Origin of the sequence: Aquimarina latercula DSM 2041 (assembly GCF_000430645.1) — a bacterium.
Classification (GTDB): domain Bacteria; phylum Bacteroidota; class Bacteroidia; order Flavobacteriales; family Flavobacteriaceae; genus Aquimarina; species Aquimarina latercula.
The window spans coordinates 260,489-278,043 of the sequence record NZ_AUMK01000010.1; the positions used below are offsets into that span (position 1 = coordinate 260,489).

Genomic DNA, 17,555 nt, shown 5'->3' on the forward strand with positions numbered 1-17,555 from the left:
ATATGAAAACACTAATTTATATACTAGTTATACTATTAAGCTTAGGTTGTATTTCGAGAAATGAAAATTCTAACAAACTTACTGTTTTAAACAATGATTTAAAATTAAATAAACCAGAAAGTGTACAATTTACTGAATCAAAAGTAAGTCAAAATGAAATAGATTTATTTATAAAAAAACTGAAGACTCAACCAATACAATCCCTTCCTTTTGAAATGGATTCTTATTTACTTGAAAGTAATAATTTCAAAGGGGATTATTTTAATTGGTTAGAAAATTTAACAATTGAAGGTAGAATTAATAAGTTTCCTGACTTAAATAATGCAGCATTGACATTTAATAAAAGTATTGAAACAGATTATATAAATAAGATCACAGCACCTTACTTTGATTCTTATTACTATTTATTGATTAATGAATCAAATATTTCATCATTTCATTTTGATAGAAGATTAAAACCTATAAATGATAATATTGAAGTTTTTCTTAACAAAAGTATCATAACAAAAAGTGAGAATGAGGTTCGAGGTATGATTCTTAAATTAAATGTATTTGATATTAAAAAGAAAAAAATTCTAACTTCTTATATTTTAAGGATTTCAGGAATAGGATTGAACGATGAAAGTTATATTGAAGGCTTCTTAATTGATGAACATTATAATATCAATATAAAAAGTTATACAAGTGTTGAGGGGGAAGCAACTGAAATAGTAAAGAAAATTAAAGTTATCTCAAACGGTAATTTGAGTACAGAAACAATAAATGGTAAAATAACTTCTAAAGAGAAAGGAGAAGTTTTTATAGAAAAATTCTCCAAAGAAATTGATCATTGAAAAATATATGATAACAATAAAAATGATTCTAAGCTTCTAATGACAGAAGAATACTCTGATAAAGGGGTTCTACTTAAAAGAAAAATTATTGGAAATAAATGAAAAACATAATTATAATTTTACTTTTATTATTTCTTTCCTGTAAAAACAATACAAAAAATATTGACCTAAGTAAAAAGGATTCAATTGCTATTAATTACAATCTGAATAAGGCAACTCAGGATACCTTAAAGATAAAACTCCCAATAGGAAAAAAAGAGTTACTACTGAAAGATCTAGAAGGTAAAATTGCAAAAGATTCTTCTTTATTATTAGAAATTCTCAAATGTTATGATACCATCAATGGTATTGCAAGTATTCATTTTAAGACTATTGACGACGTAAATTTAAATTCTTTTTACAAACCTAATTTATCAGATTCCAAAGAGTTAAAAGATTCAGCTTTTCTAAAATCAGAAGAAGGTTATAACTTCTTTAAATTGGTTAAAAAATTATCTGTAATGAACGACAAAAAGCTATCAATTTTTGAAGGGAAATCTTCAAGTTTAGATTACGATGGTAATATGATTTTTACTAATAGAAAAGATTTAGTCATTCTTGATAATAAAAATAATATTGTAGATGCTCTTAATATTTATTATAGTTATAGTGATGGTATTTTTGCAAAGACCAAGTTGTTTTTTATTGATAAAGATTATTCCATTTCAATTAGATACTATATGGAAGATGAAGAAGGGAAAGTGAACTTTTCGGATATTGAAAAATTCAAAATAACTAATGAAGGTGAAATTTTATCCATTAAACCCTAATTAAGTATTCTTACACTTAATTTTTCTTGTTATTGACCATGCAAACTTAATATAAAATCTTGCAAATCAAAAAAACAAATTATTTACGGTATTAGGTTTTAAAAAAAAATGATTAACCTACTTTCGTTATAATATATACAAAAAACAATAAAAATATTGAAGTCCATATTTATATTGCTAATACTCTTCACTTCCCTGAATAGTTGTTATAAAAAAAATATCATAACAATAAAACAAGTGAAGTTACTTCGATTAGTAGTAATAATGCATCTAATCTCGATTCTTTTTCTATTTCTTTACCCGTAGGAAATAAACTAATACTTACTGATTTCCCAGAAGTTGTAAGTTTTGACAACAAAAAATTAAGTTCGACATTAGATTCTATATCAAATCATTTTGATAAAATCAGTTCTACAAAAGAATCAAAATGTTTAATCTCTAACATACCTATCGAATATCCATATTATGAAATAAAAGAACTATTAGAAGATTCCAAATCTGTTTCGTTTGAACATATTTTAAAACTTCCTCAAAAAAAGGGATTAGATATTTCTATTGAAAAAGTCTCTAAGAAATGTAATGATAATAGTAACTTGGAAATTCAATATTGTTTAGTGATAAAAAAACAAAACAAACTAATCAAACTTTATAATATTGGTTATACTTTATTTGGGGATTTAACAGAAACCTCTAAATATTGGTTTATCGACAATAACTATATCATTAACACAAGAACCATAAGTAGTGTCTCTGGAAATGATGAATATTATGTTCATATGTTAAATAAGTTTACCCTAAATGATGAAGGGACTTTAATCAATTATTTTGAGAAATCTGATGGATCATATGAAAACAAATATGAAAAAGGTTTAATAAAAGATCATTTAAAACATGGATCTTGGATAGAAAAAAAACCAAATTATGGTTATGTAAATTCAGAAACTTATGTTGAAGCCAAATATTCCAATGGAATTCCTGTTAAAAAATGGTATTATTATATGTTAGAAACTATTGAGGAGGTAAATGACGAAGGATACGTAATAAATACCATTACCAAAAAAACAGATAAACTTCTAATGACCGAAGAATATTCAGATAAAGGAGTTCTACTTAAAAGAGAAATTATTGGAAATAAGTAAATGAAAAACATATTACCTTTAATACTATGTATTTTATTTCTTAGTAGTTATACAACAAAGATAAGTTCTCAAGAAATTGATATAAGTATAATTAAAAAAGATAGTATTTCTTCAATTATAGAACAAGGTACTCTTTCGCATCAACAATCGGATATTGAGTATTTGTCAGAAATCATATTTATAAATAACAAATACCCATTACAAGGAGAAATAAATATTCTAAAACCTTTAATAAAAAAAGCTGATTCCATAAGGAAACAACAAGACGATTGTGGTTATGTTATAGAAGACTCCTATGAAATATGGAATTATCTAAATTGTGAAATTGAAGTATCAAAAACTGAATATACATTCAGAGAAATAGATTTAAAATCTTCTAATTTTACCATTAAACATAAGAATGTTATTTTTTCAAAAAAATATACGCTGCTAAATTTTAAAGAAGATTTCCCTGTATCTTTTAAGAAAAATAAGGATGACGAAAAAAACGGGATTACTACAATTCATATGATGACACATCCTTTATCTGATGATCTTTATATATTTACATTTCGAAACGCAAAACTAGTGGAGCTTCGTTATTTCTTTCCATGCTAATGTTTCATAACGAATCAGAAAGTATTATTCAAGGAGAAAAACGATTATATCAATTCGAAAACAATCATATAACAAGAGTTTATTGATCTTATGAAAAGACTTAAAACATTCATTTTGCTCATTTCTATCGTTAATGTAACCTTATCTTTTGGACAAGAGAAGTTTAATTATAAGTTTTTAAATGATTATTCTACAAAAGAAGTTCCACTAGAAGAAAAAACGAAATTAGATCAGAACGCACCGACGAATCACATTACATTAATTCAAAAAAAAGCACTTCATTTTGATAAAATCACAGAAGATTGGAAACAAGTAGATTGTGGAGTACTTTATAACCTCAAATTATCCGAAAACTATATTACTTGGGTCCTTTATTATTATTGGGGCGAAGAACTTCATACCACCCTTGTAAATTACGATTTAGAATATAACTTTATCGATTCAGAGCAACTTGCAATGGATGAAAACGCAGAAGGATGGACTTTATCAGAAAGTACTATTACCCGACACCGTATTCACAGAATGGATGCATTATATATCGAACCAGAACAAATAGAATACATAAATTTTATTTTTAAAGATACAGGTGAAATTGTTAGTGAAAAAGAATATTACAATGGAGACATCCCAGATACCTGTATTCATTATTTTGATCCATTAGCAGTAAAATATGTACAAGCATTAAATGGGCTTAATATCAGAGATGAAAACGGAAACAAAATTGGTAAATTACTGTATGGAGAAAAAGTAAATATTATAAAATATACCAATAAAGAATTATCTGTAAATGATAATGGAAAAATCATAAATGGCTCTATAGTAGAAATATGTAATTATGAATCTGGTTACAACAAAAGAAGATATGTTTTTGATGGATACCTTGTTGATGATACAGATTTAAAATTATATAATACTCAATTATGTTCTAATACACATATAGAGGATGATAAGGCTCCTTTTAATAGTGGAGAGAAGGTTTGTTTAGATGACACTTATTCCATTGTTTTAGATAAATCATACGATAGTATCCCAACTAGTTTTATCAATAAGAATACTGACGTAATAATAGAAAAAGGAGAAATAACTCTACCGTTAACAAATGGGAAGAAAAAAACATTCGTTAATAACACAAAATACCTAGAGAGTACGGAATCTTATGAATATATTGGATTTTTAGAATCATTCAATTACCACTTAATAGCAGGAAGTTATTTTGAAGAAGGAGATTTCTTTTTTGTTGATCAAAATAATGGAGAAATAAAAACTAGGTTCCCAAATTACCCACATATTTCGCCAGACAAAAAAACTATAATTTGTTTTTATTTTAATCCGTATAATCATCGTTCTGAGTTTTTCATTTATACAATAGACAATAAGAATCAAATTACTTTAAAACGTATAATAGAAATCGTTTATTGGGGACAAAATATGGAGAACACAGAAATTCTCTGGACTTCTAATCTCTCTTTTCTAGTAAAAGCAACTCCTATAGCCACGATGTGGAAAAGCTCAGGGAATTATAATAAATCCTATCAGAATATACATATTAGAATACATAAATAAAAAACTTAATATAACATTTTATTCCAATAATCTTAGAGGTTCTAGTCTGTCCAAAATAGAATACCCGCTTCCCTTCCATAAATTTCTATCACACACCTATAAAACATTTTCTAATGTATAGGGGTAACAATTACACTATAGATTGTATATAAAGTAGAACGTACAAAATAAAGGGGGAAAACAACCCATTTTTGTGTAAGAAAACGCAAATATAACGTTGCTAACTATAAGATTTTTAAAATTTTAAGTATTTTTATAAGAGAATAGTTAGGTACTATTTTTGATAGTTTTTACGCAATTCGAATATACATTCTTTCCCCAAATCGTTCGAACTGTTAACTATCACTATAAATCGTATACTAATAGTTGACTAAATAATGAATTTTTAGCATTAGGGCATTTTACAAAACTGGAAATAAGGAAAATCATGGCACTGCAATCAAACACACAAATTTTTATCGGAGGATCTCCTATAAAAGCCTATAAAAGACTAATGTTACATCAAGAAATTGATGCACATCATGCGTTAGAACTTTTATGTCGAATGGATGTATTAGAAACTATCGCAGGAGAAATTGCCTCGGAAAGCAAAAATTATCTTGGCGAAATTCTAACCGTAAAAGTATCCTCTTTAGATACTGTAAACGGATATAAAGAATTAGAGTTTAAAGGTATTGTTACCTCAGTAAGTAATACAAAAGGATTTCATCAACAAAGCGGTGATCTAGTTTCTATAAAAGCACATTCTTGCAGCATTATTACGGATGATGGTCCACATTATGACTCTCATAGTGATGTTGGACTTTCTGAAATATTGGATAAAACTTTTCAGGGATATGATAAGTCTAAACTTGATACTAATATTAGTCCTCAAAACTCAGAAAGTCTTCATTATAGCGTACAGCATAATGAGAGCGCTTTCAAATATGCTAGTAGATTAGCTGCCCAGTACAGCGAATGGTTTTTTTATGATGGTAGTAAACTAGTATTCGGAAAACCCGAAGATAAAGAAGCAACAGAACTAAATTACGGCCATGATTTACAAGAATTCTCTTTAAATCTCAATCCTACTCCTAATAATTTTAAATATTTTACGAATGATTACCTAACCGATGAGCAGCACGAAATGGCTACTGCCCAAATAAATTCTGGTGTCAATGGATTTAATGGTTTTACAAGTCAAAAAAGTGAGGCAATCTTTGCTAAAGAAACAAGCATCTACGTAAACTCATATTATGATCCGCAATTAAAAAAACGACTAGACAAACACGTAGAGCAACAAAAGAAAGCAACAGAAGTAAGACAAGTTGAAATACATGGAGTAAGTGATAATCCAGGTGTAAATCTTGGTCAAGTTGTAAAAATAAAAGGAGAAAACTCTGATTATGGAAGTTTTAGAATTATAAGTGTATCTCATAATTCTACGGAAAATGGAAAGTATCAAAATCGTTTTGTAGGAGTAACTGCTGATTTAGATGTCTATCCTAATACTAATATGATGGCATTTCCAAAGAGTGAATCACAAGTAGCTACCGTAATGGATAATGCCGATCCAGAAGGAATGAGTCGAATAAAAGTTCAGTTTCCTTGGCAAAAAGCAACCGGAGAAGAAACCCCATGGCTTCGTGTTTTAACTCCGCATGCAGGAGGTGGTAAAGGTTTTCAATTTACACCTGAAAAAGATGAAGAAGTTATCGTAGGTTTTGAAGGAGGTAATGCAGAAAGACCTTATGTAATGGGAGCTCTTTTTACAGGAAGTAGCAATGCAGGTGATTGGAAAACTGAAAAGAATGATATCAAAGCGATCAAAACTCGAGGTGGTCATACACTATCCTTCTCTGATGAAGACGGAAAAGAAACCATTACGATAACTGACAAAAATGGAAATTCTATCATCTTAGACACTTCCAAAAAAGAAATAAACATCAGTGCTCCAGAAAAAATTAATTTTTCGTCTAAAGAAATTAATATTAATGCATCGGAGACCGTAAATATTGACGGTACAAATAATGTAAATGTTAAGTCCAAAGAAATCCTTAATGATGGTAGTGCTAAAGTTACTATCAATAGTGGAGCTAAAGTTGAAGTCGGAGCACCTAGTACTTTGGTAGAAGGAAAAGCAGAACTAAAGCTTACTAGTAAAGGAATGACGGATATTGATGGTACTGCAATGACTAATGTAAAAGGAGGTTTGTTAAATCTAAATTGTGGGTAATATATCATGAATAATGAGCATAATCCCATAGCGCAATTAATTACCACAATTCAACAAAAATGGATTGATGAGGTAAGTCCGAACAATCATATTCAATTGGTACGATGGTTAATCAAACCTGATCAAGCTAGACTATATGAAGGTTTTCTAAGATTAGAATCTACTCCAAATGGAGGACTTCCCGATGTTCCAATTGTGCTGCTTACAGCTTTCGAAACAAAAGAAACTCACAGCAGAAAATTAATAGAAGATTGGATTGAAACTTTTAAAAAAGACGAAAAATTACAACAAGAACTAAAAGTTAGGAACTTAAAATTCAATTGGAATATTACAGACTATGAGGCAAAACTAGAAAATGAGAATACTGATTCTAATATTTTATTATTGGAAATGCTCAGTACTTTTCAAAAAGCAATGCCTAACCCTCAACTACATTTAACTTTATCGCTTTATCCCTACTCTATAGAAGACACTAAGGATTATGGTAAATGGATTGACAATCTTATACAATTAGGGATACCCGATAAAGTGAGACTTATGTTTTTTGATTATGTAGAAGAAAGGCATTTTGATCAACTTATAAAAACACATCAGGATGTTTCTAAATCTTTAGCTGTGCCCATTGATTTACAAGGTGCTATTAACAAAATAGCAGCAGCGGGGGATCCAAATGATCCAGAAGTTCAATTTAGACAATGCATGATAGAAATGTCCAAAAGTGTAACTAAAAAAAATCTCCCACGACTTCATAATTGGGGTAAAAAAGGATTAATGGTTACTCAGAAATCTGGAAGTAAATCTGCCTTTGCTACTGCTCATGTCATATATGCTGGAATGCTTTTCAATTTCAAGGAATATCAAATTATAGAAGAATTACTACAAAAAGGTATGGCTATTGCAAAACAAGGATTATCAGTAGGTGATGATACTTGTAAGCCAATTATTGTACAAAATTATGGGTATCAAGCAAGTTGTAAGCAATTACAAAAACAAAAAGACACAGCAGCAGATTTATTTTGTAAACAAGCAGAAATGTCTATTGAATATGGTTTTGGTCCACAAGCATTGACAGCATGGTGGTTGGGATATAATGTAATAAAAAAAAGAGACAAGAAACGCTATACAACTATTATTACTGAGGCATACCAATATGGAGTAACATTGCCAATAGAACTAATAAAATCGACGTGTATGGCATATATCGCAGCGGATTATTATAACAATTGCGAAAAAAACAGAAATACTGAAGAATGTGAATCTATTGATCTCTTCATGAGAGAAATTGAAGGAGAAGAATGGAGAGAACAAGTAGAAACACATCGTAAAGAAATGGAGAAAAAAAGTCTTTCAATTTTAAACTGGTTCTAGATATGTTATTAGCAAGTAAACACTTTACTCCTGTCATCGGAATTGATATACATATCATAATCGTTCCGCCTGGAGTTCCTATACCAATTCCTCATCCATACATAGGTATGGTTATTGATCCTATGGATTATGTTCCTATTATTGGATCTACCGTAAATGTAAACTGTGTTCCCAAAGGAAATAGTGGAACAGCAGGAATGATCGGAACAGTAGTTCATATACCTATGGGAGGTCCGTTTGCAATGGCTCCGATGATTGGTCACGATTCTATGAACTTTTTTGGAAGCACAAAAGTAAGCGTAGAAGATGCCTATTTTACTCCTGCAGGATATATGACAATGACATGTAATGACATCGGGATGCCGTTGTCATTGACTCCTGGAAAAAAGATGAAACCAATTCCTAGTTTGTATCTACCATCGTCAATGAGTGTTCCTTTACCAATGGGAAAACCTGTTAATGTTGGAGGACCCTACGCTCCAGATTTGATGGGAATGCTAATGGCTTTAGTGATGTCATACGGTTTTGGTGCTCTTATGAAAGGAGCTGGAAAAGGATTAACCAAATTAAATCATAAAGTATTAAAGAAATTTCCTGCCACACAAGGTCTTAGTAAAAAAATGTGTAAAATGGGATTCGAACCGGTTGACCTAATTACAGGTCGTATGGTATATGAAGGAGAAGATTTTAGCATTGCTGGACCAATACCTATTCGTTGGGAACGAAATTGGTATTCAGATTCTGGATATGAAGGAATGATGGGACATGGAATGCATTGCAATTATGATCTCTCATTACACGTTGATTTTGATGAGGATTCCATCGTAATGCGATTACCAGATGGAAGAATAACTTCTTTCCCAATGTTGCTTACAGAAAATGAAACTTCTTATAACAGAACGGAAAAACTAACACTTACCTTTATTGATGGTAGCACCTATGAAGTTATTGACAATGAATCACAACAAACATATACATTTAAGAAATATACGAATACATTATACAAACCGACAAATTTAAAAAATCCTGAAGGTTTTGAAATTCAATTCATTTATAACGCTGTTTATAAATTAGAACAAATCATCGATACTGCTGGCAGAAGAATTGATTTAGATCTAAATGAAGAAAACAAAATAACTAAAGTTTCCGCTACGCATCAGGGAGAAACCAGAACGCTAGTAAAATATTCTTATAATGAAGAAGGAGATTTAATTGAAATTATTGACGCATTAGATCAAAAAACGGTGATGGAATATGAAAATCACCTAATGATAAAGAAAACTGATCGTAATGGTCAGGCATTCTATTGGGAATATGACGGAAAAAAAACTGGTGCTAAATGTATTAGAACCTGGGGAGATGGAGGCATATTATCAGGAACAATTGAATATAACAAAGGGTATAATGTAATTACCAATTCACTAGATCAAGAGAGTATCTATTACTTTAACAATCAAAATCTTTGTACACAAGTTACCGATCCAATGGGAGATCATATTTTCCATGAATATACGCCATATATGGAACCGTATCGCGATATTGATGAAGAAGGAAATATAACAGGATATAGTTATGATGATAGAGGAAATTTAATTGGTTTACATCAACCTGATGGTTCCGTTATTGGATTTGTTTACGACGAAAAAGATAGATTGGTTCTTACTAAAGACCCAGCTGGAGGATCTGTAGTAAAAACTTTTGAAAATGACCGTCTACACGCTGTAATTGGATTAGATGGAGGCGTTACCTCTTTTGAATACAATAACCAAGGGTTAATTCAGGAAGTAAGAGATAATGCAGGGAATAGAACTTTTCTAAATTATGATGAAGATCATAACCTAAATAAATTAACACTACCTAATAATGCAGAATCTACTTGGGAATATGACCCTTGGGGAAGATGTTTACATACCAAAAATTCTGAAGACCATCAACAACAATTCTTTTATGATGAATTAGACCGTATTTATCAAATACGACAAGCAGATAATAATCTTATTAAATTAAAGTATAATGCCTATGATGAGATAATCCAGACCATAGATCAAAAGAAACGAGAAGTTAATTTTGACTACACTCCTATGGGAAGTCTCAAAATGAGAGAGGAAAATAGTAGAAAAGTTTACTTTAAATATGATACAGAAGAACAACTGAATACCATTACCAACGAGCACAATGAATATTATCGTTTTTCTAGAAATGAAAAAGGAGAAATTATTAGAGAAATTGGTTTTGATGGACTTACCCGAAAATATAATCGCGACCGAGCAGGAAAAGTATTAAAAGTAAATAGACCCGATGATAAATATACGGAGTACGAATATGATTTTAACGGTAGAATCACTAGAGCAGAACACAGCGATGGTACATGGGAAACCTATAGCTATGATCTTAACGGTAACCTGATTGAAGCTGTAAATGAAAATAGTCGTGTGCAACTCATACGAGATACTGCAGGACGCATAATCGCTGAAAATCAAGACGGACACCTGGTAGAAAGTGAATACGACTCTTTAAGCAATCGAACTAACATTACAAGTAGTCTTGGAGCCAATATTGCGTTGACAAGAAACAAACTTGGATTGGTAGAAAAAATAAATGCTAGCAATCTATCTCAAACTGAAGAATCAACGAAAGCTTGGAATGCACAATTTGCACACAATAGCTTAGGAATGGAAGTAGAAAGAATGCTTCCTGGTGGTATCATTAATCATATCGAATATGATCAAGCGGGCAGACCTATACAACACAAAGTAACGGCTGGCAATAGAGAAATGCGTCATCGTACCTATACCTGGAATGTAAATGACCGATTGACCAAAATGGTAGATCAATTAACCAATGGAACTGTAGCCTATGGTTATGACGAGTTCAATAATTTGGCAGGAGCACGATATGAAAACAAACAGTTTGACTATAAACTACCAGACGAAGTAGGTAATTTATACAGAACCGAGGGTAAAGGAGATCGAAAATATGGAACTGGAGGACAATTACTGGAAGCCAATAGAAATAAGTTTAAGTACGATGCCGAAGGAAATCTAATCACCAAAATCAGTGCCACTGGCACATTTGAATATTCTTGGTACGGCAACGGAATGCTACGATCCGTAACCGACCCTAAAAATAACACTACCCAGTTCGAATACGACGCATTAGGTCGTAGAACTGTAAAAATAAAACACACCAAAGGCTTCTCTCCTTCTCAAGGAGAGATGTCTACCACAGGTAGACAGAGAGGTTCCATCACACGCTTTGTCTGGGACGGCAACGTCCCTCTCCACGAATGGAGCTATGATCTCAAAGACAGACCCGAACTAGTAGTAGACGAGTTTGGAATGCTGGCAGAAAGTAAACCCGAACCTATAGAAAATCTGATTACTTGGGTATTTGATGAAGGTACATTTAAACCTGCTGCTAAAATTACACCAGAAGACTCCTACTCTATCATTACAGATTATCTGGGAACTCCCGTAGAAATGTACAATAGCAAAGGCGAAAAAACCTGGCAGGTAGAGTATGATATTTATGGAAAAGTACGTAAACTTGTAAAGGGTTCATTGAATGATTGTCCATTTAGATATCAAGGCCAGTATGAAGATGTAGAAACTGGATTGTATTACAACAGATTTAGATATTATACTCCTGATGAAGGAGTGTATATAACTAAGGATCCAATAGGTCTTGCAGGAAATAATCCTAATCTATACGCTTACGTATCCAATACAACAAAATATGTTGATATTTTTGGTTGTAATATGTTTAATCCTATAACTTGGACTGCTCCTAGTGCTTCGCAAGGAGGAACAGGTTATACTTATAAAATATTTCAACAAGATATTGATTGGGACTTGCCTGTAAATACTAGAAATGGTACTAAGACAAATTTAGAACTTGCTGAAATGGGTAGAAGTCCTTTTGTTGTGAAAGATGGTAAATATGAAATTATAAATTTACATCATTCTAACCAAAATGCTAAAGGTCCATTATTTGAGTTGTCAGCAGCTACTCACCAGCAAAATTATGGGACTAATGCTCTTCACCCGCATTTACCTGAAAAGCATCCGCATAATCCAACGGATCATAAAAAATTTGGTGTTGATAGAGAAGCGTATTGGAAAGAAAGGGCTTCAAAAGAAAGAGCTAATAGAGCTAAAACTAAAGTTAAATGTAACTAGACAATATATGTTATCTGAAAAAGTAATTGATCATTTAAAAAGTAATAACTGGTGGTATGATGACCCATCACAAGAATATGCTGATGCTTTCATGGATATGAATATTCCTTTAGAAAGTGATTTTTCAAAATTTTATCTTCATGCGGAAGATTCCCCTAATTTTAGTAATGAAAATTTAGAATTATATCAAGTTGGATGGTTTATTTTAAATTCAAGTTATTTAGATCAGACTAAAAACATACAAAAATCTCTCAATATTACTGAAAATTATATCCCTTTAAATTCTTTCGAAGCAAATCAGGGATACTTATACAATAAGAACGACGATTCAGTTATATATATTGAAGCAGGACAAAAGTTAAAGAATTTTCATGATGGAATAATTGATACAAAATGGAATAGCTTTAATGAATTTCTTGAATGGTATTTTGGACTTAATTGAAATTAATTAAACAAAAAATCGCTCCAGAAGAGGAGCGATTTTTTGTTTAATTCCATTCATTTTTAATAATCTTTCAAAATATAAATTCTTTTATCTTTTAAACTTACTGCTAACAATTTCATTTACGGAAGCATGTTCTGAAAACACTAATTAGTTCAAAAATAATTTTATTAGCAATTCTATATATTTAAATTATTTGTAGTAGCCAACCAGAAGAATATAATGAAAACAAAACTCCTCCTTTTTGTATTACTTATCTCGCAAATAGGCCTATCGCAGACTCTATCGGATTTAGAAAAAATGAAAGATAGTCTAGAATTAAAAAGAAGTAATTTAACCAGAGAAGCTACTGACATTATAAAAGTAATAGATTCTGTAGAAAGACTAATTTTATTTGCTAGAATACGCAATAAATCAGTAAAATCCATAGCTAAAAAAGATGCTTCTGTGTTTAAAGAACTTTATAACACTAAAGAAGTGATAGGTAAGATTAAACGCAAGGATACTATCTATGTTATAGAATACAAATCTTACTTCAATAGCTTCGAGATTCTTTATAACAATCAACTAGGATATATTAAAAAAAATAAAATTCGACTTAATAATAAGTTAGAAAAATTGATCTCAAATAAAAAAAGTAGTAGTAGTAGTAGTAGTAGTAGTAGTAGTAGTAGTAGTAGTAGTAGTAGTAGTAGTAGTAGTAGTAGTAGTAGTAGTAGTTACAGTTCTTTTTTAATCAATTCTAACAAAAGCAAAAAAACATATTCTAGAAAGAAAAATATATCAAGAAGTTATATTAGAGGTCCAAGAGGAGGATGCTATTATATAAACTCAAATGGGAATAAAACATACGTGTCGAGGAATTTATGCAATTAAACAACTTCTAAATATATCATTACAGATTATCTGGGAACTCTGTAGAAATGTACAATAGCAAAGGCGAAAAAACCTGGCAGGTAGAGTATGATATTTATGAGGACAGAGCGTAAAGAAAAGGTCTGGTAGACCTTTTTAGCGATCGCGCCAGACTGCCGCGCCGGATTTTTTCGTAAACTTGTAAAAGATTCATTGAATGATTGTCCATTTAGATATCAAGGACAGTATGAAGATGTAGAAACTGGTTTGTATTATAATCGAATGCGTTATTATGATTGTAATACTGGAACTTACATTAGCCAAGATCCTATTGGATTAGATGGGGGAATTTCAAATTTCTATAATTATTCCCTTAATAGTAATAATGGAGTTGATATATTTGGATTAAGTTCTAATTCAGCTTTATTAGGTAGAAATTTAGGTCCTTCTCCAGGAGCTAATCACGATGCCCACCATATTGTGATGACAGGAACTAAAGATCCCAAAATGAATTCATTAGTTGATCAAATGAAGGCACACGGTATTGACCCAGATGGTAAACAAAATGGAATTTGGTTAGCTAGAACAGATTCTGATAAAATCCCCGGAATTTCTCCTGTCACTTCACACAAAGAAGATGGATTACACGGTAAAGCATACAAAGAAGAATTGTTTGATAGATTAGATGGTAAGAATAAAAAAGAGTTCAAAAAAGAATTAAGTAAAATAAAGAAAGAACTAAAAGCAGGTAGAACTTGGGATACCCTTAAACCTAAAAAACTTGGAAAAGTCTGTAGATAATGAAAAATGAACATCAAAAAATTACTGATATTTTTGAGAAAAACTCAAAATCTTTTGTTAGTAGAAAAGAAAAAATGAACACTGTTTCATTTTCAAAAATAAATTGGAGTGATTCTTATTTAGATTTTATTCCATATAGTTCAGCAATAGATCAATTGGAACAACCTAAGGTTTATAATGAAGAAAAAACAGCTTCAATACAAAATCATTTTTTAGATGACAAACTAGTATACAGTTTCCGTAATGAAAATGAAAATTGGGGTACTATATTTATTGATTATGAAAATGATAATACGATTAAATGGTTTTTATTTTCTGAAAATTATGATGATGAAATGGTATTGCAACAACTTAAAATAGCTTATTATAATAATGATAGAGTAGAAAAAGTTTTATCATATTTGATGGATGAGGATGAAGATGAGGAAACATTTATGCTGGATTGCTACAATTACAGTGAAGAAGGTAAACTTGAAAATATAATCAGAAATGGTTTTTACGAGATGGAATCCAATATTTTACCTGAAAGAAAGTTATCTTTTGAATATAATGAAGAGAGAACAGTAAAAATTCATTCAGAACAAAAAACTGCTGGTGGGATCAAAAAAAATCTAATATATAGTGGTAAAACATTAGATTAAATATACTTGTTATTATGATGTAGAGTTAAGAGCATATTAGAATAGTAAAGCCATAGCAGAAATGTTGTGGTTTTCACTTATACGCTTGTTGTGTTTTATAATACCTAAGATAAGTACTGGCTATCTAGGAACTCCCGTAGAAATGTACAATAGCAAAGGCGAAAAAACCTGGCAAGTAGAGTATGATATTTATGAGGGCAAAGCGTAAAGAAAAGGTCTGGTAGACCTTTTTAGCGATCGCGCCAGACTGCCGCGCTGGATTTTTTCGTAAACTTGTAAAAGATTCATTGAATGATTGTCCGTTTAGATATCAAGGGCAGTATGAGGATAGTGAAACAAGGTTGTACTATAATAGGTTTAGATATTATTCGACTGATGAAGGAGTGTATTTAAGTCAAGATCCGATGGGTCTGAAAGGAGGCAATAAAAATCATTATTCATACGTAAGAGACACTAATTCTTGGATTGATATTTTTGGTTTGGCCGAGCAAGGTAGAGATGCTCAAGGAAAATTTTCACCAAAGAATCCTGGAGATTCTGTACCTGGTAGTGATGCAGCTGCTGATGTTGTAAAAGATTTTGAATCTGATCCAAAATATGATGTTCTTGGAGAAGAAATATCTTTCAAAGATCAAGATACAGGACAGCGCATAAGATATGATATCGTAGTTCAAGATGTAGATACTGGAGAAATAATTGGTGTTGAAGTCAAAAATTCGCAAACGGCATCATATGGAAAAGCTCAAAAAACTTTTGACGGAAAAGTTAATAGCGGGAATCACAATATAGTTCCAACTGGTAATAAAACAAAAGTAGCCGGAGTAGATGGAATCGATAAAGTAACAGTAATAAGATGTAATTAAGCATGAATGAACTTTTAGAAGCCGTAAAAGATAAAGTAGGCCTTTTTTTAATGGATAAAGGATATACAAAAAGAGGTAAAAACGATTTTATTAAGAAAGAAAAACTTCATAAAAGAGAAGAAGTGATTTCTTTTTCTTCCAGAAAAGGAAGAACTCCGCATACAGATCAAACATATATAGGTGTCACATCGGGTATTTATTATATGGAAGTGAATTCTTTAGACAAAAAGATAATTCAGGATTTTCTAAATTCGTATCCTATAATTACTGGATCTATCGGTCACTTTAAAGATACGGATAACAACTTTATTTCAATCCCTATTAATAATTCGGATCAAGTAGAAAGTGTTGCCAATGAAATTATTGAAAATATTAAAGATGGTGGTTTTAATTTATTCAACAAGTTTCCAACACTAGAAAGTATTTTAAAAGAAATTGACAACAAACATGAATGGCTTAATGATTACCATAAGTTTAAAAAAATAAGACGCCAAGTACGAATTTCTGCAATGCATCTTCTTGTTACTGATAAAAGTACTGCTATACAATGGTTTAAAGAAAACTCGTTAGATACTGAAAAATCAAAACCAGAAATCATAAAAAAAATGGAAGCTAGTTGGTAGTTTAAGACATGATAACCTACAAGAAAATTGAAAAAAAATATTTTCAGCTACAGCTAAAGGCAACAACATAAAAATTATACAAGATTAATAGTTTTTTTGAGATAAATATTCAGAAATAAAATATGCCAAAGCAAAAAAAATAAAATTAGAAAACGGTGATATTTTAAGTATTGATTTAGGTAATAATGAATATGCATTTGCAAGAGTATTATCTAAACTAAGCATAGGTCATTGCATAGAGATCTTTAATCATATTGGTGATAACCCGAATGAATATTTAAATATAAATTATGATTCTAGACTTCTTCAACCTCAAATTATTGATTCCCATTCTCTGTTTTGGCTTGGTAAAGAGGGCAATTGGGATGTAAAAGATAAAAATAAGAACTTCATACCTCCTGAAAATGAAACGACTAAATTTGAATATGGAGATCAAAGTAATCCTACTTTAATAGATATCTTTGGTAATAAAGAAGAAAAAGATAGTACCGATGATAATAGATATCCACCCTACATTCCAAAAGGTGATATTCAGATCAAAAAAATAATTAAGTTTTGAAGAGCAAAGAAAAGTTGATATCACTAGAACTATTATTTAGATTATATTTTTAATTTATTTAAATAAAAA

The 17,555-nt window shown here is 30.7% G+C and carries 16 protein-coding genes; 15 read left to right on the forward strand and 1 reads right to left on the reverse strand.

The genetic code is table 11. The features are described from left to right. Positions 1-2: 2 nt before the first annotated feature. A complete protein-coding gene (locus H526_RS0110135; protein ID WP_027392896.1) occupies positions 3-833 on the forward strand; it encodes a hypothetical protein in 831 nt (276 codons plus the stop codon). Between the two features lie 98 nt (positions 834-931). Further along, the gene (locus H526_RS0110140) at positions 932-1,642 is read left to right on the forward strand and encodes a hypothetical protein (RefSeq protein WP_027392897.1); all 711 of its coding nucleotides are present in this window, start codon (positions 932-934) and stop codon (positions 1,640-1,642) included. Between the two features lie 220 nt (positions 1,643-1,862). Here H526_RS0110140 and H526_RS32480 read toward each other — a convergent pair whose 3' ends face one another. After that, positions 1,863-1,997, reverse strand: a complete 135-nt coding sequence (locus tag H526_RS32480; RefSeq protein ID WP_281171945.1) for a hypothetical protein — start codon at positions 1,995-1,997, stop codon at positions 1,863-1,865. A 259-nt stretch (positions 1,998-2,256) separates the two neighbouring features. Here H526_RS32480 and H526_RS0110145 point away from each other — a divergent pair, with 259 nt between their 5' ends. The 13 genes from H526_RS0110145 to H526_RS32635 all read left to right on the forward strand — a co-directional run bounded on the left by H526_RS0110145 (position 2,257) and on the right by H526_RS32635 (position 17,486). Continuing rightward, positions 2,257-2,781 (forward strand): hypothetical protein, encoded by a 525-nt coding sequence (locus H526_RS0110145; RefSeq protein WP_027392898.1) that lies wholly within the window; start codon positions 2,257-2,259, stop codon positions 2,779-2,781. Continuing rightward, complete coding sequence (locus H526_RS0110150) at positions 2,782-3,378, forward strand: hypothetical protein (RefSeq protein WP_027392899.1); 597 nt, start codon at positions 2,782-2,784, stop codon at positions 3,376-3,378. It abuts the gene before it with no gap. A gap of 90 nt (positions 3,379-3,468) precedes the next feature. Beyond that, complete coding sequence (locus H526_RS0110155; RefSeq protein WP_027392900.1) at positions 3,469-4,941, forward strand: SH3 domain-containing protein; 1,473 nt, start codon at positions 3,469-3,471, stop codon at positions 4,939-4,941. 427 nt (positions 4,942-5,368) lie between these two features. Continuing rightward, the gene (locus tag H526_RS0110160; RefSeq protein ID WP_027392901.1) at positions 5,369-7,156 is read left to right on the forward strand and encodes a type VI secretion system Vgr family protein; all 1,788 of its coding nucleotides are present in this window, start codon (positions 5,369-5,371) and stop codon (positions 7,154-7,156) included. Between the two features lie 6 nt (positions 7,157-7,162). Further along, positions 7,163-8,524 carry a hypothetical protein gene (locus H526_RS0110165; protein ID WP_027392902.1) on the forward strand — a complete coding sequence of 454 codons (1,362 nt, stop codon included), beginning with the start codon at positions 7,163-7,165 and terminating at the stop codon, positions 8,522-8,524. Between the two features lie 2 nt (positions 8,525-8,526). Then, entirely contained in the window at positions 8,527-12,702 is a 4,176-nt protein-coding gene (locus H526_RS28835) for a DUF6531 domain-containing protein (RefSeq protein WP_051336089.1), read from the forward strand. Positions 12,703-12,709: 7 nt separating this feature from the next. Further along, entirely contained in the window at positions 12,710-13,144 is a 435-nt protein-coding gene (locus H526_RS0110175) for a hypothetical protein (protein ID WP_027392903.1), read from the forward strand. A 222-nt stretch (positions 13,145-13,366) separates the two neighbouring features. Beyond that, on the forward strand, positions 13,367-14,020 hold the full coding sequence (locus H526_RS32080) for a hypothetical protein (protein ID WP_027392904.1): 654 nt from the start codon (positions 13,367-13,369) through the stop codon (positions 14,018-14,020). A 192-nt stretch (positions 14,021-14,212) separates the two neighbouring features. Further along, the gene (locus tag H526_RS32340) at positions 14,213-14,800 is read left to right on the forward strand and encodes an RHS repeat-associated core domain-containing protein (protein ID WP_027392905.1); all 588 of its coding nucleotides are present in this window, start codon (positions 14,213-14,215) and stop codon (positions 14,798-14,800) included. Beyond that, on the forward strand, positions 14,800-15,441 hold the full coding sequence (locus H526_RS0110190; RefSeq protein WP_027392906.1) for a hypothetical protein: 642 nt from the start codon (positions 14,800-14,802) through the stop codon (positions 15,439-15,441). Before H526_RS32340 ends, H526_RS0110190 begins: the two co-directional genes overlap by 1 nt. 287 nt (positions 15,442-15,728) lie before the next feature. Next, entirely contained in the window at positions 15,729-16,304 is a 576-nt protein-coding gene (locus H526_RS0110195; protein WP_027392907.1) for an RHS repeat-associated core domain-containing protein, read from the forward strand. A 2-nt stretch (positions 16,305-16,306) separates the two neighbouring features. After that, positions 16,307-16,927, forward strand: a complete 621-nt coding sequence (locus tag H526_RS0110200; RefSeq protein WP_027392908.1) for a hypothetical protein — start codon at positions 16,307-16,309, stop codon at positions 16,925-16,927. Positions 16,928-17,087: 160 nt separating this feature from the next. Continuing rightward, entirely contained in the window at positions 17,088-17,486 is a 399-nt protein-coding gene (locus H526_RS32635) for an Imm26 family immunity protein (protein ID WP_425387472.1), read from the forward strand. The last annotated feature ends 69 nt before the right edge of the window (positions 17,487-17,555 follow it).